General features: G+C 61.5%; 18 protein-coding genes. 8 read left to right on the forward strand and 10 right to left on the reverse strand.

The genetic code is table 11. The annotated features are described in order from the left end of the window. Nucleotides 1-53: 53 nt before the first annotated feature. From A6D6_RS06220 to purM, 4 genes are read right to left on the reverse strand one after another with little or no spacing between them, the layout of a single operon-like run. Nucleotides 54-752 (reverse strand): DUF3108 domain-containing protein, encoded by a 699-nt coding sequence (locus tag A6D6_RS06220; protein ID WP_133493306.1) that lies wholly within the window; start codon nt 750-752, stop codon nt 54-56. Continuing rightward, complete coding sequence (locus A6D6_RS06225; RefSeq protein WP_159660230.1) at nt 752-1,492, reverse strand: DUF3108 domain-containing protein; 741 nt, start codon at nt 1,490-1,492, stop codon at nt 752-754. The genes A6D6_RS06220 and A6D6_RS06225 overlap by 1 nt, the downstream gene beginning before the upstream one ends. Then, nucleotides 1,437-2,093: a phosphoribosylglycinamide formyltransferase gene (gene purN / locus A6D6_RS06230; RefSeq protein ID WP_159660231.1), complete on the reverse strand. Its 657-nt coding sequence runs from the start codon at nt 2,091-2,093 to the stop codon at nt 1,437-1,439. Before purN ends, A6D6_RS06225 begins: the two co-directional genes overlap by 56 nt. Then, nucleotides 2,090-3,133, reverse strand: coding sequence for a phosphoribosylformylglycinamidine cyclo-ligase (gene purM / locus A6D6_RS06235; RefSeq protein WP_133493309.1), 1,044 nt, complete (start codon nt 3,131-3,133; stop codon nt 2,090-2,092). Before purM ends, purN begins: the two co-directional genes overlap by 4 nt. 136 nt (nt 3,134-3,269) lie before the next feature. On the opposite strand from purM, the gene A6D6_RS06240 reads away from it, so the two are divergent. From A6D6_RS06240 to sthA, 3 genes are all read left to right on the forward strand, one after another. Then, nucleotides 3,270-4,376, forward strand: a complete 1,107-nt coding sequence (locus A6D6_RS06240; protein ID WP_133493310.1) for a DUF2066 domain-containing protein — start codon at nt 3,270-3,272, stop codon at nt 4,374-4,376. Further along, nucleotides 4,373-5,062 (forward strand): DnaA regulatory inactivator Hda, encoded by a 690-nt coding sequence (hda, locus tag A6D6_RS06245; protein ID WP_133493311.1) that lies wholly within the window; start codon nt 4,373-4,375, stop codon nt 5,060-5,062. The genes A6D6_RS06240 and hda overlap by 4 nt, the downstream gene beginning before the upstream one ends. Nucleotides 5,063-5,158: 96 nt before the next feature. Further along, nucleotides 5,159-6,559, forward strand: a complete 1,401-nt coding sequence (sthA, locus tag A6D6_RS06250; RefSeq protein WP_133493312.1) for a Si-specific NAD(P)(+) transhydrogenase — start codon at nt 5,159-5,161, stop codon at nt 6,557-6,559. A 141-nt stretch (nt 6,560-6,700) separates the two neighbouring features. On the opposite strand, the gene smrA is transcribed toward sthA, so the two are convergent. From smrA to A6D6_RS06275, 5 genes are all read right to left on the reverse strand, one after another. Beyond that, on the reverse strand, nt 6,701-7,294 hold the full coding sequence (gene smrA / locus A6D6_RS06255) for a DNA endonuclease SmrA (RefSeq protein WP_133493313.1): 594 nt from the start codon (nt 7,292-7,294) through the stop codon (nt 6,701-6,703). A 163-nt stretch (nt 7,295-7,457) separates the two neighbouring features. Continuing rightward, nucleotides 7,458-7,625, reverse strand: a complete 168-nt coding sequence (locus A6D6_RS06260) for a hypothetical protein (protein ID WP_159660232.1) — start codon at nt 7,623-7,625, stop codon at nt 7,458-7,460. Between the two features lie 145 nt (nt 7,626-7,770). Then, a complete protein-coding gene (locus tag A6D6_RS06265; protein WP_159660233.1) occupies nt 7,771-8,550 on the reverse strand; it encodes a glutathione S-transferase N-terminal domain-containing protein in 780 nt (259 codons plus the stop codon). Nucleotides 8,551-8,661: 111 nt separating this feature from the next. Then, a complete protein-coding gene (locus A6D6_RS06270) occupies nt 8,662-9,297 on the reverse strand; it encodes a superoxide dismutase (protein WP_159660234.1) in 636 nt (211 codons plus the stop codon). Next, entirely contained in the window at nt 9,287-9,721 is a 435-nt protein-coding gene (locus A6D6_RS06275; protein ID WP_133493316.1) for a DUF2753 family protein, read from the reverse strand. The genes A6D6_RS06270 and A6D6_RS06275 overlap by 11 nt, the downstream gene beginning before the upstream one ends. Nucleotides 9,722-9,933: 212 nt before the next feature. On the opposite strand from A6D6_RS06275, the gene A6D6_RS06280 reads away from it, so the two are divergent. The 5 genes from A6D6_RS06280 to A6D6_RS06300 all read left to right on the forward strand — a co-directional run bounded on the left by A6D6_RS06280 (nt 9,934) and on the right by A6D6_RS06300 (nt 15,783). Continuing rightward, the gene (locus A6D6_RS06280) at nt 9,934-11,145 is read left to right on the forward strand and encodes an acetyl-CoA C-acetyltransferase (protein WP_159660235.1); all 1,212 of its coding nucleotides are present in this window, start codon (nt 9,934-9,936) and stop codon (nt 11,143-11,145) included. 22 nt (nt 11,146-11,167) lie between these two features. Further along, on the forward strand, nt 11,168-13,348 hold the full coding sequence (locus A6D6_RS06285; RefSeq protein ID WP_159660236.1) for a 3-hydroxyacyl-CoA dehydrogenase NAD-binding domain-containing protein: 2,181 nt from the start codon (nt 11,168-11,170) through the stop codon (nt 13,346-13,348). A gap of 635 nt (nt 13,349-13,983) precedes the next feature. Then, nucleotides 13,984-14,451 (forward strand): bacterioferritin, encoded by a 468-nt coding sequence (gene bfr, locus A6D6_RS06290; protein ID WP_022996496.1) that lies wholly within the window; start codon nt 13,984-13,986, stop codon nt 14,449-14,451. 129 nt (nt 14,452-14,580) lie between these two features. Beyond that, nucleotides 14,581-14,928 (forward strand): RcnB family protein, encoded by a 348-nt coding sequence (locus A6D6_RS06295; RefSeq protein ID WP_133493319.1) that lies wholly within the window; start codon nt 14,581-14,583, stop codon nt 14,926-14,928. A 78-nt stretch (nt 14,929-15,006) separates the two neighbouring features. Beyond that, nucleotides 15,007-15,783 carry a TetR/AcrR family transcriptional regulator gene (locus tag A6D6_RS06300; protein WP_133493320.1) on the forward strand — a complete coding sequence of 259 codons (777 nt, stop codon included), beginning with the start codon at nt 15,007-15,009 and terminating at the stop codon, nt 15,781-15,783. A 22-nt stretch (nt 15,784-15,805) separates the two neighbouring features. Here the strand turns inward: A6D6_RS06300 and A6D6_RS06305 are convergent, their stop codons facing one another. Then, entirely contained in the window at nt 15,806-17,122 is a 1,317-nt protein-coding gene (locus A6D6_RS06305; RefSeq protein ID WP_133493321.1) for an alkyl sulfatase dimerization domain-containing protein, read from the reverse strand. Between the last annotated feature and the right edge of the window lie 415 nt (nt 17,123-17,537).

The raw sequence follows: 17,537 nt of genomic DNA on the forward strand, positions 1-17,537 counted from the left end.
CGGAGCCGCTGTGGGAGACTGCCTTGGCAGCGAATCAGTGTGCGGCATGCCGTTCAATTCCCGTAGTCGATCATGATCAGCTCGCCGCGCAGTAGCGTGCTTTCAATGTGGCGGGCTTTCACCACCATGTAGTCCTTGGCCGGCGCCACCCAGAACAGGGTGCGGCGTTTTTTCTTGCGGTCGCCTTTGCGGCGTTTTTCCACGATCAGCGTATCCAGTTCGCCCATGGGGGTGTCCAGGGTTTCCCGGTCGATGACGATGAAATGATGCTGGCGGATCCGGTCACCGTAAACGCTGGTGGCGGTGTATTCCTTGTCACCGGTGGCGAACACGCAACGGGCCCGCAGCAACATGGTCAACTCGTCCAGGGCATCGGCCGGGATGTCGAAACTCTCCTTGCCTTCCTTGTTGTCGCTGTTGACCACCCTGGGTGGTGACCAGGAGAAGTCGGTGTGGTGGTAGCGGTGTTTGCCGAACCCCTGGAACTCATGCACGTAACGCTCGGTGCGCGGTTTGCAGTCGTTCCATTCGAACCGGCTCTCCTCGGTGTTGGTGAGCATGAACGAGTCCGCCTCGAACAGCATGCGGTACTGGTCCGCGCCCGGCGCGGGTTCCAACACCAGGGTCGCCTTGATCGGCGTGGGAATCTTGTTGACGTGAATGCGATATTCGGCGGCGAACGGTGCCAGCGGCTCGGCCAGAGCGGCGCCGCCAGGTAATGCCAGAGCCAGTGCCAGGAGCGCGGCACGCATCACGGTAGCGCTCCCTGCAGGGTCATCACGTGGCGGCCGTCCTCGTTTTCCTGCACCAGTTGCACCAGCGTATAGCCGTACTCCGGTGCGAACCAGAGCCAGGTCTGGCGCGGGCTGTTGCCGCTGCGGTCGCGGCGTACCTTGACCGTGGTGATCGGGTTGCCATTGATGCTCAGGGTTTCCTCACCCTCGACCAGATAATGCTGGCTTTCCAGTTCCCGTTCATCGGCCACATGCAAGGTCAGATCCCGCTCGCCCCGGGCCAGCCGGCATTGCAGAGCCAGGGTCAGGGAAATCTTGTCGGTCACCGCGTCGGACGGCACCGGGTATTGGCGATCCGCCTTGCCGCTGCGTTTGGCGGTGGCGGTGGCGCCACCGGCCGGGATCCGCACTTCCGCTTCCTTGAGCTGGCCAAGTCCCTTGCGCCGGTACCCGTAATAGCGACTCACCGGAGTGCAGCCGCTCCAGGTGAAACGGGAGGTCTCGCGGATTTCGCCGAGTACGTTGCTGGCCACCACTTCCATTTGCCATTGCCCGTCACCGAGCGCTTTCAGCGTCCGGTTGGCGGTGACCGCGAAAGGAATGCCCTGGGCCTTGAGCCGGTATTGCAGTTGGAACGGGGTGATCGGTGATTCGGTGGCGATGGCCGGGGCCGTCGCCAGGATCAGCAGCGTCAGCAGGGCGCTAGTGAGAAACCGCCGGCGCCCATTGCCGGCCTTGTGGGGGTAGGATTTCGCCATCCAGTGCCACTCCCTGTGTGGTCAGACGCAGACGCCCGGCGGCCCGCCATCGCAGCACCTCCGGATACAGTCCGTGCTCGCATTCCTGTACCCGTTTGGACAGGGTTTCCGGGGTATCGTTCGCCAGTATCGGTAAGCGCGCCTGAGCAATCAACGGGCCTCCATCCAGTTCCTCGGTGACGAAGTGGATCGAACAGCCGTGCTCGCGGTCACCGGCCTCCAGCGCCCGGGCGTGAGTGTGCAGCCCACGGTGCAGCGGCAACAGTGACGGGTGGATGTTGATCAGGCGGCCGTCATAGTGCCGCACGAAGTCACTGGAGAGGATCCGCATGAAACCGGCGAGCACCACCGTGTCCGCGCCATGGGCGTCAAGTTCGCGGATCATGGCGCGGTCGAAAGAGGGCCGGTCCGGATAATCGCGATGATCAATCACCGCCGTGTCGACGCCGGCCCGGCTCGCCCGCCGCAGGCCGCCGGCATCGGCCCGGTTACTCAGCACCAGAGTAACGCGGGCGTCCAGGGATCCGTCGTCGATGGCATCAAGAATGGCTTGCAGGTTGGTGCCCGAACCGCTGATCAGCACCGCCAGACGGTGGGTCACGGAGTGAGCCCCTCCATCACCACTTCCGGGGTGCCGTCGTGAGAACGGATGTCGCCGATCAGGATGGGCTGCTCGCCGGCGGCTTCCAGCTCGGCCACCGCCTGATCCACGTGCTCGGCGGGCACCACCACCACCATGCCAATGCCGCAGTTGAAGGTGCGGTACATCTCCATTTCCGGCACTTGGCCCTGTTCCCGCAGCCACTGGAATACCGGCGGCCAGGTCCAGGTCTTGGTGTCGACCACCGCGCGGGTGCCGTCCGGCAGCACCCGTGGCAGGTTCTCCGGCAGACCACCGCCGGTGATGTGCGCCAGGGCGTGCACTGGCACGGACTTGATCAGGGCCAGCAGGCTCTTCACGTAAATGCGGGTGGGTTCCAGCAGATGCTCGATCACCGGTTTACCGTCCAGATCGGCGTTGGCGTCGCCTTGCTCGAGAATGCGGCGCACCAGGGAGTAGCCGTTGGAATGAGGGCCGGAGCTGGCCAGACCGATCAACTTGTCGCCGGCCTGGACGCGGCTGCCGTCGATGACACCGTCGCGTTCCACCACGCCGACGCAGAAGCCGGCCAGATCGTAATCCTCGCCCTGGTACATGCCGGGCATTTCCGCGGTTTCGCCACCCACCAGGGCGCAACCGGCTTGCACGCAGCCTTCGCCGATGCCTTCCACCACCCGCGCGGCGGTCTCCACATCGAGCTTGCCGGTGGCGTAGTAGTCAAGGAACATCAGCGGTTCAGCGCCGCCCACCACCAGATCATTCACGCACATCGCCACCAGGTCGATGCCGACGCGGTCATGGCGGTCGTGATCCATGGCCAGCCGCAGTTTGGTGCCGACGCCGTCGGTGCCGGCCACCAGCACCGGGTTCCGGTACCCTTCAGGCAGAGCGCAGAGAGCGCCGAAGCCTCCCAGACCGCCCATCACTTCGGGCCGGCCGGTGCGCCTGGCCACCGGTTTGATTCGTTTTACCAGCTCATTGCCGGCATCGATGTCCACGCCGGCGTCGCGGTAGGTCAGCGGCCGTTTCTGTTCGCTCATGGGGCACTCCAGATGGTGAAGGCGCGTATTCTAGCAATCGCGGACCAGGAGTGGAAACGGGCCGATGGACGGTTCGCCAGCGGCGTTCGGATAGGGGATAATAGCGCGCCCAATCGAGGCCCGCTGGACCGAACTGATGACCCGATTATTGTGCTGCGTACTGATATTGCTGGCCCTGGCGCCGGGCGCGGGGGCCGATACCCTGGGGCAGGTGTCGCTGCCCGCGACGCAAGGGGCCGGCGGCGAGGCGCCCGGCGAAGAGGCGCTTCGTGACGGGTTGGAAAGATTGACCCGCCGCCTGACCGGCCAGGCCGAGGTAGCCGACCTGCCCGGCGTGGCCGCGGCTCTGGAAGCGCCGGATCGTTGGCTGCAGGCCTATCGCTATCAGCAGGATGGCGATGCCACCCGGCTGGAACTGGAATTCGACGGCGCCGCCCTGCGCCGCTACCTGGCCAACCAGGGGGCGCCGGTGTGGCGGGGAGAGCCACCCACGGTGTTGGTGTGGATGGTGGCGGGAAGCGGGCGCGGCAGTGTGGTCGGCGCCGGCGATGATCTGGCTGATGCGATGACGGATGTGGCGGCACAACGCGGCGTGACGCTGCGTTTCCCGGCCTGGGATGAACAAGACCGCGAGGGGCTCACGGTGGCGGACATTCGCGGCCGTTTCGATGAACCGGTGCTGGCGGCGTCGCGCCGCTACGGCAGCGACTGGGTGGCCACGGCGGTGCTGTACGACGGCCGCCAAGAGACCCTCAACTGGCGTTTGATGGAAGGCCGTGAAACCGTGACGCAGGATCGTGACAGTGGTGAGCGGGGCGCCTTGCTCTCCGGCATGGTGACGGCGATGGCCGATACTCTCACGGAGCGCTATGGCGATGAGGTCCGCGCCGCCGCAGGCGGACAGGCGAACCCGCCAGCCTCCCCGCCGACGTCTTCGCCCGCCACGCCCGCGGACGGTGGGCCGATGGTGGCCGGCGCTCCGGTGACGCCCACCGGCCCGGACAGCTTTGACGACATGACGTTGCTGGCGGTGCGCGGCATCGGCTCCCTGCGAGACCTGACCGCTTTGCGCCAGGCGCTGTCCCAGGCGCCCGGCGTGGCCTCGGTGGAGGTGCGCTCGCTCGACGGCGATCAGGTGTTGGTTCAAGTGAGCCCCGCGGGGCTGACGCTGGCCCGCGATGTGGCTGGTCTCAGCGAATGCGGGGAAAGTCAGGGGCGCTCCCTGTATTGCTGGCAACCATGAGCAACCAGTTACCCCTGGCCCTGCAGTTGCGTGAAGGGCACGATCTCGACAATTTCCAAGCCGGTGACAATGGCCTTGCCCTGGCCTCGGTGAAAGCCGCGGCTCAAGGCGAGGAGCGGCAGGTATTGCTATGGGGCGGTGAGGGGCAGGGCAAGAGCCATCTGTTGGAAGGCGCGGTGCGCCACGCCCAGACGTTGGGCCGCCCCGCCTGTTTGCTGCCGGCCACGGAGCTGTTGCCGCTGGTTCCCGACGTCCTTGATGGCATGGAGCAGTTCGCTCTGCTGGCGTTGGACGATGTCGACCGTTTCGCCAGCCAGCCGCGCTGGGAAGAAGCGCTGTTCCATCTCTACAACCGCGTCATGGCCGGCGGCGGCGCGCTGCTGTTTACCGCGTCCGCCTCACCGGCGGCAACCGCCTGGCAACTGCCGGATCTGGCCACGCGGCTGGCGGCGGGGCCGGTGATCCGGCTGCAGCCCCTGGATGAGCAGGCGCTTACGGAATTGGTGGTGCGACGCGCCGGTGAACGCGGCTTGCGCATCAATGGTGAGGCAGCCCGTTATCTGGCCATGCGCAGCGAGCGCTCGCCGGCGGCACTGCTGGAGCGATTGGCCACGCTGGATCATATGGCGCTGGCCCGTCAGCGCGCCCTGACCATCCCGTTCATCAAGGATGTTTTTGATTGGTGACCCGGCGGGGATCCGTCTTTTTTCCTATACTACCGAAACAACACCGAACACCCTCGCGTGATCTCGCGATCACCACCAAGTCGATAAGGAGACGCTATGGATATCAGTTCCGGTTGGGATCTAGTCATCATCGGCAGTGGACCGGCGGGGGAGGCGGCGGCGATGCAGGCGGCCAAGGGCGGTTTGCGCGTTGCCATGATCGAGAGCCAGAACCGGGTCGGCGGTAACTGCACCCATTGGGGCACGATCCCCTCCAAGGCGCTGCGTCACCAGGTGCGTCAGGTGATCCGTTCGCAACGCAATCCGTTGCTGCGCGGTCTGATCAATCCGCGCCAGGTGCAATGGCAGGATCTGATCCGCCGCAGCGGGGAAGTGATCGACTCCCAGGTGCAGGTGCGTACCGACTTCTATATCCGTAACCGGGTACGTTTATTCTCCGGGCTCGGCTATATTCAGGGGCCGGGGGACGTCCGCGTGGACGATCCGGTGGGCCGCCAGTGGCTGTTGCGTACCCGCAATATTCTCATCGCCACCGGCTCGCGGCCCTATCATCCGGCGGACGTGGACTTCGATCATCCACGCATCTACGACTCCGACACCATCCTCAACATGGCGCATACGCCGCGCAACATCATCGTCTACGGCGCCGGGGTGATCGGTTGCGAGTACGCCTGCATGTTCACCGGCTTGGGCATGCGGGTGGATCTGGTCAATAACCGGCAGCATTTGCTGGATTTCCTCGACACGGAAATTTCCGATGCGCTCAGCTATCACCTGCGTGACCAGGGCGCCACCATCCGTCACAGCGAGGAATACTCGCGGATCATCGCCGACGATGAAGGCGTGACGCTGGAGTTGCAGTCCGGCAAACGACTGCGCGCCGACGCGCTGCTGTGGTGCAACGGCCGTTCCGGTAACACCCAGGATCTGGGTATCGAGAATCTGGGGCTGGAAGCCAACAGTCGCGGTCAGTTGAGCGTGGATGAGCGCTACTGCACGGCGGCGGAGAACGTTTACGCGGTGGGGGACGTGGTGGGCTGGCCGTCCCTGGCCAGCGCCTCCTACGACCAGGGCCGCTTCTGTGCCGAAGGGATCGTCACCGGTGGACCGGTGAAGCAGGTGGAGAATGTTCCCACCGGTATTTACACCATCCCCGGCATCAGTTCGGTGGGGCAAACCGAACAGGAACTGACCGAATCAAAGGTGCCCTACGAAGTGGGGCAGGCGTTCTTCAAGAATCTGGCCCGGGCGCAGATCACTGGTGAGCGGGTTGGCATGCTGAAAATTCTGTTCCACCGCGAGACCCTGGCGGTGCTGGGAATTCATTGCTTCGGTTATCAGGCGATGGAAATAGTACACGTCGGGCAGGCGGTGATGCGTCAACCGGCGCCCAACAACACGCTGCATTATTTCGTTGACACCACTTTTAACTACCCCACCATGGCGGAAGCCTATCGGGTAGCGGCGATCAACGGGGTCAACCGGGTTAGGCGGTGAAACAGACCGGGCCTTCTTCTGGAGGGACATAAATTCGGAAGCCACTACAAAGCCGCCGTGGGAAGCGGCCTTGGCCGCGAATGCCCCCGGGCCGTCGGCCATTCGCTTGCAAGCAAGCTTCCCACGGCGGCTTTGTAGCGGCTACCTCTGCGCGCGGCTGCGCTCGTAAAAAAACTCCCGGTTTTTCTGCCGCGCGTCGCCACTTTTTTTCAACAGCGCCAGGGTGACGCCAGCGCCGCCCTGATTCTGCGGGGCGCTGTGGAAGGCCAACACTTCCGGGTACTCGGCCAGCCAGTGCAGCACGTAGCTTTTCAGCAGCCCGGGGCGCTCGCTGTGCTGGCCCTTGCCATGGCTGATTTGCACGGTGCGTAACCCCTGGGTCTGAGCCTCCTGGAGAAAGCGGAATACCTGTTCGCGGGCATCGAGCAGACGAACCCGGTGCAGATCCAGACGGGCCTGGGTTTCGTACTTGCCCAAACGCAATTTCCGGAACACCCCTTCCTGCACGCCGTTTTTCTTCTGGCCGACGATGTCGTGGGGGCCGGCCTCGGGAACATGTTCCGGCAAGGACAAGGGATTGCCGTCCTGGGCGGGGCGGGCGGTGGCGGCGGCGCGACGTTGCTGCTGGGCCAGGCTGGGGGGGTGAGGGCGGCTCAGGTGCACGCGGCCATCGTCCTTGAGCGGTGCCACACCGGTCATTTCTTTGCGAAACAGATCGTCGTCATGGTCGTTCATGGCACCCTCCGGACACGGCACTTTATTGGGATAGTACACAAAGTATGAGGGGCATGGCAGCGGCCCGATGGTCGTCAATACCGGGGCGCGGAGGGGGAACTCGGAAAAAAGCACCACAGGGGGTATGCGAGCATACCCCTTGAGGACCGGGAGAAAAGGTCGATCAGTGCGAGGGACGCGGCGGTCGGGGGCGACCGGGGGCTTCCGCGGCCTCGTCATCGGTTTGATGACGATGCTTCTTGGCGTCCCGCTTGCGACGTTCCTTCGCTACCCGACTATGCTCTTCTTGCCATTCTTTGGCGTCGTAGTCATCAAAGTGGCGACGACTCATGTTCTGTACTCTCAAAAAAGATCCGTAATACAAAAGGCGCGTGATAACAGGCGCGACCAGCTCGCATTCCCTGTGTATCAACGACTATATATCACTGAACCCGGCGGCGGAGAAGAGGCGCAACGCAATATTCATACGATCCTGTTCATACCGCCCGGGGAGCGGTATCGGGTTCCTGGTAGGCGTAATCCAGGTATTCCAGGATCGAAGCCGATTCATAACGCTCCTCGCCAGTATTCGGGTCCACCAGATAGGGAATCGCCACCATATCGGTGATGGTGATCAGACGTTGGCGGTTGCGCTGGCTGGGCCGGTAATTCAGGTTCAAACGGTCACGTACCGCCGGCAGCACCCAGTCCATCCACTGGTCCCGGCCGCACTGCCGGATCAGATACGGCAGTTGCATCTCGCACAGCCGTTCCCGCACCAGGCGGGCGAACGGGCTGGCCTCGAAGGAATACAGTTCCAGAGGCCGTTCCGCCAGGCCCGCGGGGCGGGCGCGCAGCCCTCGGCGGCCACGGGGCACCGACGCGGTGAACGATGACACCAGCCGCAAGCGGGAAGCCAGTCCGCGGCCGGGGGGCAGGCGGTCGCCATATTCCCGGTGCAGGTAATCGATAATGTCCCCGGATTCATAGAGCGCCGCTCCTGTGTTCGGATCCATCAGGAACGGGACGCGGGTCTGTCCACCGAGATTTTCCACTAGAGGCCGGTAACGGCTGCCGTCCTTGGGGCAAGGGAAAATCAGCACGTCCAGATCCAGCTCGGTAAGCGTTTCACGCACCAACCGGCAATAGGGGCAGGCTTCGATGTCGTACAATTCCAAAGGCTCTTCCGGCTGCCTGTCACGCGGGCGGGTGGCGATGCCCCGGCCATTTTGCGCGGCGCTGGAAGCCAGTGAACGGGCGATATCCAGATATGACATAAGGCTCCTCCTTGTTCCGCTCTACCTTGACCATGGCGCCGTGCCGGAACAATGGCCCTGGCGCCGGTAAGATCATGAACCGGCTCCAAGGCGCCAGGGGCGATGCCGCCGTCAGGCCGACTTTTGCCGCGATACTTGCGCCAGCGCATCTTCGTACAGGCGGTTCACGTAGGGCCAGTTGACCACCTTCCACCAGGCGTCGATGTAGTCCGGGCGCTTGTTCATGTAGGTGAGATAGTAAGCGTGCTCCCACACGTCGCAACCCAGAATCGGCGTGCCGCGCACCTCGGCGGTGTCCATCAGCGGATTGTCCTGGTTACCGGTGGAGCTGATCGCCAGATCGCCGTTCGCGGTAACCGAGAGCCAGGCGAAACCGGAGCCGAACTGGGTGATGCCGGCGTTGGCGAAAGCCGTCTTGAATTCATCGAAGGAACCGTACTTGGCCAGCAGAGCGTCCGCCAGCGGACCCACCGGATCGCCGCCGCCATCCGGCGACATCACGTTCCAATACAGGGTGTGGTTGTAATAGCCGCCGCCGTTGTTGCGCACCGCCGGCGCGTGCCGGGAGATGTGGGCGAAAATGGTCTCCATCGGCTGCTGTTCCAGATCGGTGCCGCTGATGGCGGTGATGAACTTGTCGTAGTAAGTGCGATGGTGCCGGGTATGGTGTACGCGCATGGTGGTCTCGTCGATCACCGGTTCCAAGGCGTCGTAAGCGTACGGTAAGTCCGGAAACTCATGAATCATGGTAACTATCCTCTAACGTTAAAAGACGTGTGGCGTCCTCCAGTGCCCGCCGCTGATGTGGCTCGAGCAATCCGACGCCGGATTGGTGCAAAGCCAGTAACCGCATTCTCAGCCGGCCGAACTCGCCCAGCGCGCAGCCGCCGGCACCTCGCGACATCTGATCGTTCACCCAGACCGCCAGATTCAAGCAGCCCTCCAGCAGAACATCCCGGATCCGCTCCGGTTGTTCGCGCCGGGCGTGGGTATCGGCGAGGTTCTGAATGGCGATGGAATACAAGATCAGGGCGTCGGTGTCGGCGGGGCGCCGGCATTGAAGGGCGGTTGCCAGAGCGCTGATGGCCTGGCGGTAGCGGTCCTGAGCTTCGGCGTAGCGTTGCGTGGCGAAGGCTTCGTTACCTAGCCGGAGCAGGGCTTTGCTGTCCATTGCGATAATCGTAATGCGAATTACTTTTATTTAAAAGAAGGAAAAGAATCAGAATGCTGTCTTTTTCGCTCAGTATCCGTGATCGCTCCCGTCATTGTGGCCATTCCGGCCCTCGGGCACTCTGTTGGCCTCAATATCTGTTCACCTCAATAATTATCGTTACCCCGGAACGCCGAGCCTGCTCAGGCCGCGAGGGCGAGAGGAACGCTTACATGACCGAAGCCTATATTTACGATGCCATCCGCACCCCCCGTGGGCGTGGCAAGAAGGATGGCTCCCTGCATACTGTCAAACCTCTGGATCTGGTGGTGGGGTTGATTGGTGAATTGCGCGATCGTTTCCCCAATATGGACGTCAACCGCATCGACGATGTGTTGCTCGGCGTGGTCTCGCCGGTGGGGGATCAGGGAGCCTGTATCGCCAAGACCGCGGCCCTGGCCGCCGGTCTGCCGGAAACGGTGGCGGGCTATCAACTGAACCGGTTTTGTGCGTCCGGCCTGGAAGCGGTCAACACGGCGGCCCAGAAAGTGGCGTCCGGTTGGGATGATCTGGTTCTGGCCGGCGGTGTTGAAGCGATGAGCCGGGTGCCGATGGGCTCCGATGGCGGTGCCTGGGCCATGGACCCGATCACCAACTACGAAACCGGTTTCGTGCCTCAGGGCATCGGCGCCGATCTGATCGCCACCATCGAAGGCTTCTCCCGCCGCGATGTGGACGAATTCGCCGCCGAGTCCCAGGCCCGTGCCGCCAATGCCTGGGAAAAAGGCTATTTCCGGCGCTCCGTGGTGCCGGTGAAGGACCGCAACGGCCTGGTGGTGTTGGATCGGGACGAGCACGTGCGCGCCGGCACCACCGCCGATGTGCTTGGCAACTTGAATCCGTCGTTTGCCGTCATGGGCGAAATGGGCGGCTTCGACGCCGTGGCGCTGCAGAAATACCACTGGGTCGAGAAGATCGATCACGTGCACACCGGAGGCAACTCCTCCGGCATTGTCGATGGCGCTTCCCTGGTGGCCATCGGTAACGCCCAGGTGGGCAAGGACTACGGCATGACGCCGCGGGGGAGGGTGGTGGCCACCGCCATCAGCGGCGCTGATCCCACCATCATGCTCACCGGTCCGGCGCCGGCCTGCCGCAAGGTGCTGAAGAAAGCCGGCATGACCATCGACCAGATCGACCTGGTGGAAATCAACGAGGCCTTCGCTTCCGTGGCCATGCGTTTCATGAAGGACATGGGCCTCAGCCATGACAAAGTGAACGTCAACGGCGGCGCCATTGCCATGGGTCACCCGCTGGGCGCCACCGGCGCCATGATTCTGGGCACCGTGCTGGATGAGCTGGAACGCCGTGACCAGAAATACGGACTGTGCACCCTCTGCGTGGGCGGTGGCATGGGGATCGCCACCATCATCGAGCGCCTGTGAGCCGGACGGGGAGAAACGAATCATGAATGAGAAAGCTGTTAGCGATAAAGAAAGCACCATCCGCTGGGAACAGGACGCCGACAATATCGTCACCCTGGTCCTGGACGATCCCAAGCAATCCGCCAATACCATGAACGAGCGCTACATGCGCTCCATGGCGGCCACCGTGGAACGGCTGGAAAAAGAAAAGGACAACATTGCCGGGGTGATCATTACCTCAGCCAAGAGCACCTTCTTTGCCGGCGGCGACCTTAACGACCTGATCCAGGTAACGCCGGAGCGGGCGGCGGAATTCTCCGCCGGTGTGGAAACCGCCAAGGCACAGCTGCGCACCCTGGAAACCCTGGGGATTCCGGTAGTGGCGGCGTTGAACGGCACCGCCCTGGGCGGCGGTCTGGAAATCGCCTTGTCCTGTCATCGTCGTATCGCACTGAACAATCCCAAGGCGGTGTTCGGTCTGCCGGAAGTCACCCTTGGGCTGTTGCCCGGTGGCGGCGGTGTGGTACGCACCGTGCGCATGCTGGGGATTCAGAACGCTCTGATGCAGGTCCTGCTGCAAGGCCAGCGCCACAAGGTGGACAAAGCCAAGGCGCTGGGTCTTGTCGACGAAGTCGTGGATACCCCGGAAGCGATGCTGGAACAGGCCCGTGCCTGGATCAAAGCCAACCCCAAGGCCAAACAGCCCTGGGACGAGAAGGGCTACAAGATTCCCGGCGGTTCGCCGAGCCATCCCGGTTTCGCGCAGAACCTGCCGGCGTTCCCGGCTAATCTGCGCAAACAGCTCAAAGGGGCCAATTATCCGGCGCCGCGCAATATTCTGGCGGCGGCGGTGGAAGGGGCCCAGGTGGACTTCGACAACGCCATCAAGATCGAGGGCCGCTACTTCGTCGAGCTGGCCTGTGGTCAGGTGGCGAAGAACATGACCACCGCTTTCTTCTTCAATCTGCAGGCGATCAACGCCGGCGCCAGCCGTCCCAAGGACGTGCCGAAATACAAAGCCCGGAAAGTGGCGGTGCTCGGCGCCGGCATGATGGGCGCGGGGATCGCCTACGTCACTGCCCGCTCCGGTGCCGAGGTGGTGCTCAAGGACGTCTCCCTGGAGAACGCGGAGAAAGGCAAGGCGTACTCCGGGAAGCTGCTGGACAAGGCGGTATCCAAGGGCCGGATGAGCAAGGAAAAGAAAGAGCAGATTCTTGCCCGTATCACGCCCTCCGCCAATGTTGACGATCTGCAAGGCGTGGACTTTGTCGTCGAAGCCGTGTTTGAAAACACCGACCTGAAGCACAAGGTGTTCCAGGAGATCGAGGACGTGGTCAACGCGGACGCGGTACTGGGCTCCAACACCTCAACGCTGCCGATCACCGGCCTGGCGGAAGGCGTGAAGAAACAGGACAACTTTATCGGCATCCATTTCTTCAGCCCGGTGGACAAAATGCCGCTGGTGGAAATCATCCGTGGTGAGAACACCAGTGATGAAGTGCTGGCGAAGGTGTTCGACTACACATTGCAAATCAACAAGACGCCGATCGTGGTCAATGATTCCCGTGGTTTCTTCACCAGCCGGGTGATCGGCACCTTCATCAACGAGGCCATCGCCATGGTGGGTGAAGGGCAGAACGCCAACTCCATCGAGCAGGCTGCTACTCAGGCCGGCTATCCGGTGGGCGCGCTCAAACTGATCGATGAGATCAACATGAAGCTGTCCCTGAAGATCGCCGGTGAGTACAAGCAGGCCGCCGAAGCCCAGGGTAACAGCCCGCAAGCCCATCCCGCGCTGGCGGTGATGGAAAAAATGGTCAACCAACTGGAACGCCCCGGCAAGCTGGATGGCAAGGGCTTTTACGATTATCCGGAAAATGGCAAGGCGCGCCTCTGGGCTGGCCTGAAGGAACAGTTCCCGGCCCGTGAAGCAATTCCATTCAAGGATATGCAGGAGCGGATGCTGTTCGCCGAAGCCCTGGAAACGGTCAAGTGCTTCCAGGAAGGGGTGATCGAGTCCGTTGGCGATACCAACATTGGTTCCATCTTCGGTATCGGTTTCCCGGCCTGGTCCGGCGGTGTGGTGCAGTATATGAACCAGTACGAGGGTGGCCTGCGCGGCTTCGTGGCCCGTGCCGAGGAACTGGCCGACCGCTACGGGGAGCGTTTCAATCCGCCGCCGCTGCTGGTGGAAAAAGCAGAGAAAGGCGAGATTTTCAAATAGCCAGCGGCTTTCGTTGGAACCGCCGAAGCCCGGGCCGTTTGGCCCGGGCTTTTTTATGGTTCATCGCGGTTTGGAGGGAAACCGTATTGCCTTCCATCAGGGACAGCGTAGCCGTGTTACGCCTTTGCGGGAACGTCGTGAAGCAGGTTCCGCAAAGGCGTAACACAGCTACGCTTCGAGGTGAGCGGCTGGCATGGAAGGGCCTCGAAGTCGCTGTGGGAGCCAGCCTGCTGGCGAATGGGCTTGCGACCTTAACCTTCGCTTGCAGCGGTCCGCCGCCCGGACAAGCTCCCACAGTGGCGCTGTAGTCACCTCCGGGTTTGGGTCTCCAAGGCCAGCAAAGGCATAACGCACCTTCGCTATGGGTTCCTGGGTCCCCTCTTGGCCCGTGGCGCCCCGGCTGAAGCGAGACTTCCCGCTAAAGTGCGATGAACCTTTTTCATTGAGGCGCTGGCACGCAACACGCTTGCACGCGCCAGCATTCGATAACCATTCTGGTTGCGATTCGTTTCTCTGCTACCTGTAACCTAACCCATTGAATTAAATGATAAAATCTTCGCCGGGGCTGGCGCGTCACAACAGGGCGCGTCATACTGTGCGCGTGTTCCATTTATCTGTAATTCGAGGAGTTATCCATGAAAGGCCATCCTGATGTGATCAAGTGCCTGCAGGAGCTGCTGCGCGGTGAACTGGCTGCCCGTGACCAGTATTTTCTGCATTCACGCCAGTACGAGGATCAAGGGTATGGCCGCCTCTACGAGCGCATCAATCACGAAATGCAGGAAGAGACCGAACACGCGGATGCCATTCTGCGGCGGCTGTTGTTCCTGGAAGGGGTTCCGGATATGACGCCCCACGCCATGTCTCCGGGCCGTACCGTCATGGAAATGTTGGAAGCGGATCTGCGCCTCGAATATAAAGTGCGGGAGGATCTGGCCAAAGCCATGGCATTGTGTGAGTCGGTGGGGGATTACGTGACCCGGGAAATGCTGCGTCAGCAATTACAGGACACGGAAGAGGATCACACTCACTGGCTGGAGCAACAGCTCCGTTTGATCAAGCACATCGGCGAGGAAAACTACCGCCAGTCCCAGATGTCCTGATCCGGCGTCATTGGATCGCCGGGCGGTGCCACGGCGATTACTCGGTTCTTCATATTTGCACAAAGTCGGCACAGTGTTTGCGCATTACCGGCGCATCCTGGTTCCATCAGGACGAAACAGGAGCCGACCATGAAAAGCCGAAAAACTCTCGCTCTCGCCCTTGGTGGCAGCCTGCTGCTGTCGTCTTCTCTGGCCTGGTCACAGCCGGCTAGAGGACCGGATCAGAGCAATCACGGGCCGGCTCAGCAGGCCCATCAAGGTCCCTCCCATGGTGATGGGCATCGTCCGCACCATGCCGACTGGAAGGGAAAGCCGTTGCCCAAGCGTTATCAGGAACCGCGTTACGTGGTGAAGGAGTACGGTCGTTATGGGCTGCCGGCACCGAAGCCGGGTCACCACTGGGTAAAAGTGGATAATGACTTTCTGCTCACCGCCATCGCTACCGGCGTCATTGTCTCGATCATTGCCGGCTCATAGAGGCCGGTTTGTCACCACTCCCCTGTTAATGGAATGATGTTAGTATTGTTCCATTAACTTTGTTGAGGGTGGAAAAGGATGGCGGCAGCAAGGAAACCCACGCGTCGTAAAAAGAGCAAGGCGGAAGAGATTTCCGGAACCAAGTTGGAGTTGACGCTGGCGGCGGAGAAGGTTTTCGCCATGAATGGGGTGCAGGGGGCGTCCCTGCGTCAGATTCGTGAGGAGGCCGGACAAAAGAACGAATCGGCGATTCACTATTACTTTGGTTCCCGGGAAGCGATCATCGAGTCCATTCTGGCGATGCGCTCCAAACCGATAGACGCGGACCGCCATGCCATGTTCGAGGAGGCCCGCCGGCAGGCGGGTGGCAAGCCTCTGTCCACGGAACAGATTATGCGCTGCGGGATGATGCCCCTGGCCCGTTATCTGTTTGGTACACAGGAGCCCGGATATTACCTGCGTTTTTTGGTGCAATTGCGTATGGAGCGCGGTACCTGGCTGCACTTCAACGCGATGTACGGTGCGGGCATGGAAAAGTGTCTGGAAGCGCTGCGGGAGGCAAAACCGTATTTGCCCAAGGCGATTATCGAGCAGCGTTTCCTCAGTATGTTGTTCATGCACACCAACGGGATGGCGACGATCGAGCGGATTCAGTCGGAAAAAGGTCAGAGTTTCCGTCGTGAAGAGGCCTGGATTCGAGTCGAGGATATTATTGGTTGCAGCGTTGCCATGTACGACGCGCCGTTATCGCCGGAGACGCTGGAAGCGATTCATCAGGCGTCCACGTTGTATGACCTGCCCTCCTATACGGAAACCTCCATACTCAAGAGCGCCGGCACCGGCGGCGGCGAATGATGCCGCCGGTGCCGGCGTCTCCTCAACCAATGCCAACCCGGCGGCCGGGATAACCCGGGTCACCGTCATCACCCAGCGCTTTCAACGAGGCGTTGGCGGCGTCGGTGAAAATGCCTCTGGCCATTAATGAGGTTTCGGCTTTGGCCCGCGCCTGGTTCACCGCTACGCGCACCCGGTGAGCTTCCTGATTGCCGGGCTCCGCGCTGATCGCCATTTCGCTGAGGTGTCCGGCCAGGCGTAAGTCGCCTTGCTCCAGATACCCGCTGGCGGCCTGTGCCAGAATGGTGGCGCCGCCGCACAGTTCCGCCAGGGCGCTGCTCAGCGCATCAGGGTGTGCCGGTTTCAACTGGGCGGGATTGCCGTCGTACCAGCCACCGTACAACCGCCAGACATTTCGGATCAGAAACTCAGGGTCATCGTAAGAGGGGTGCAGGTAGGGCCGGTCAAGCAAGCCTTCAGGCAGCGTTACCTGTTGCACGATGTCCGCCAGGGGCAACCCCTGATTCATGCCCGCCAAGGTTTGGTCATGGATGGTTTCCAGGAAAGTGGCGGTGTCGTCCAGCAGGGTGGCGACGCGGTCGGCACCAAACACCGCCGGCCCGTGGCCGGGCACCAATACTTCCGGTTTCTTCCGGGCCATGGCCCGCAGCGCCTCCGCCCATTGCAAGGCGAAGCGCTGGACCTTCTGCGGGTTACCGGCATTGGGGGCCGCCCAGATAATGAAGTCGCCGGTGATAACGGTGCGGTCCTCCGCGATCCAGCTCCAGGTATGGTCGTCGGTTTCGCCCATGCCGTGATTGAGTTCCACCTGACTGTCACCGCACTGCAGAATCATCTGTTCTTCATAGAAGCGGTCGGGATAACGGTATTCAGCGGGCCAGTGGAATCCGGCGACTTTGAATTGCCGGCTATTGATATGAGCGTTCCAGTTGGCGCTGGCCTGATAGCGTTGGAAGCGCCGGCGAATATTCGCCTGGCCGATAACTTCCGGTTTCGGATCGCCGGCCTGTTGTGCTTCCTGATCGAACAGGGGGGTGCCGAAGGCGTGGTCAAGATGGCCATGGGTATAGATGACGTGCCGGATCGGCTGATCCGACCAGGAACGAATAGCCTGATGAATATTGGCGGCGGTATTGCGGCTGCCACTGTCGAATACCACCAGACCTTCCCCGGTGCTGAGCACGGTGACATTGCCCACCACGCCTTTGGAAGCGATGTAGACCAGATGGTCGTTGATCGGTATGACCTGGCTGCCATGCAGGTGGCGATTCCAGTCACGGCCGAAATCAAACCGCTCCCAACAGGCGTCGCCAATAGCTCTGAGTTCTTCGTTGATCATTCAGGGTCTCCTCCGAGGGTGAGAATCAGGAACAGAGTGTTACCTAAAGTAATGTCGTGACATTAGAAAAGATAGGTGAAATTCATGTTATGGCATTACTTATGCTCAAATCCGCCTCTCTTGCGAGGAAAGAGGGGTGGGCATTCCGGGTTGCCGGATAGGCATGTTGAGTGTCGACAGGTGTGTTCAACGATGTCCGGTTTAAGATAAAAAATACTTTTATAACAATAACTTGTAATTTGAGGACGGCAAAATTCCGTGTCTTGAACGAATGTTCACTTCCGCCGGGGATAATGAGGCATGCCAATGAATAAATTGTCACTGAGGTGAGGGAGTTTGTAGTAATCTAATTGACAGACATTAATTCGGCATGATCTGATGAGTGCACAAAAAAACCAAGGCGGACTTCGATGTC

It is taken from the genome of Alcanivorax xiamenensis (assembly GCF_009846745.1).
Lineage (GTDB): Bacteria > Pseudomonadota > Gammaproteobacteria > Pseudomonadales > Alcanivoracaceae > Alloalcanivorax > Alloalcanivorax xiamenensis.

Bases quoted from the DNA above. Each gene is read 5' to 3' on its own strand.
- A6D6_RS06220 (WP_133493306.1), bottom strand. From the start codon at position 752: ATGCGTGCCGCGCTCCTGGCACTGGCTCTGGCATTACCTGGCGGCGCC.
- A6D6_RS06225 (WP_159660230.1), bottom strand. From the start codon at position 1,492: ATGGCGAAATCCTACCCCCACAAGGCCGGCAATGGGCGCCGGCGGTTT.
- purM (WP_133493309.1), bottom strand. From the start codon at position 3,133: ATGAGCGAACAGAAACGGCCGCTGACCTACCGCGACGCCGGCGTGGAC.
- A6D6_RS06240 (WP_133493310.1), top strand. From the start codon at position 3,270: ATGACCCGATTATTGTGCTGCGTACTGATATTGCTGGCCCTGGCGCCG.
- hda (WP_133493311.1), top strand. From the start codon at position 4,373: ATGAGCAACCAGTTACCCCTGGCCCTGCAGTTGCGTGAAGGGCACGAT.
- sthA (WP_133493312.1), top strand. From the start codon at position 5,159: ATGGATATCAGTTCCGGTTGGGATCTAGTCATCATCGGCAGTGGACCG.
- smrA (WP_133493313.1), bottom strand. From the start codon at position 7,294: ATGAACGACCATGACGACGATCTGTTTCGCAAAGAAATGACCGGTGTG.
- A6D6_RS06260 (WP_159660232.1), bottom strand. From the start codon at position 7,625: ATGAGTCGTCGCCACTTTGATGACTACGACGCCAAAGAATGGCAAGAA.
- A6D6_RS06265 (WP_159660233.1), bottom strand. From the start codon at position 8,550: ATGTCATATCTGGATATCGCCCGTTCACTGGCTTCCAGCGCCGCGCAA.
- A6D6_RS06270 (WP_159660234.1), bottom strand. From the start codon at position 9,297: ATGATTCATGAGTTTCCGGACTTACCGTACGCTTACGACGCCTTGGAA.
- A6D6_RS06275 (WP_133493316.1), bottom strand. From the start codon at position 9,721: ATGGACAGCAAAGCCCTGCTCCGGCTAGGTAACGAAGCCTTCGCCACG.
- A6D6_RS06280 (WP_159660235.1), top strand. From the start codon at position 9,934: ATGACCGAAGCCTATATTTACGATGCCATCCGCACCCCCCGTGGGCGT.
- A6D6_RS06285 (WP_159660236.1), top strand. From the start codon at position 11,168: ATGAATGAGAAAGCTGTTAGCGATAAAGAAAGCACCATCCGCTGGGAA.
- bfr (WP_022996496.1), top strand. From the start codon at position 13,984: ATGAAAGGCCATCCTGATGTGATCAAGTGCCTGCAGGAGCTGCTGCGC.
- A6D6_RS06295 (WP_133493319.1), top strand. From the start codon at position 14,581: ATGAAAAGCCGAAAAACTCTCGCTCTCGCCCTTGGTGGCAGCCTGCTG.
- A6D6_RS06300 (WP_133493320.1), top strand. From the start codon at position 15,007: ATGGCGGCAGCAAGGAAACCCACGCGTCGTAAAAAGAGCAAGGCGGAA.
- A6D6_RS06305 (WP_133493321.1), bottom strand. From the start codon at position 17,122: ATGATCAACGAAGAACTCAGAGCTATTGGCGACGCCTGTTGGGAGCGG.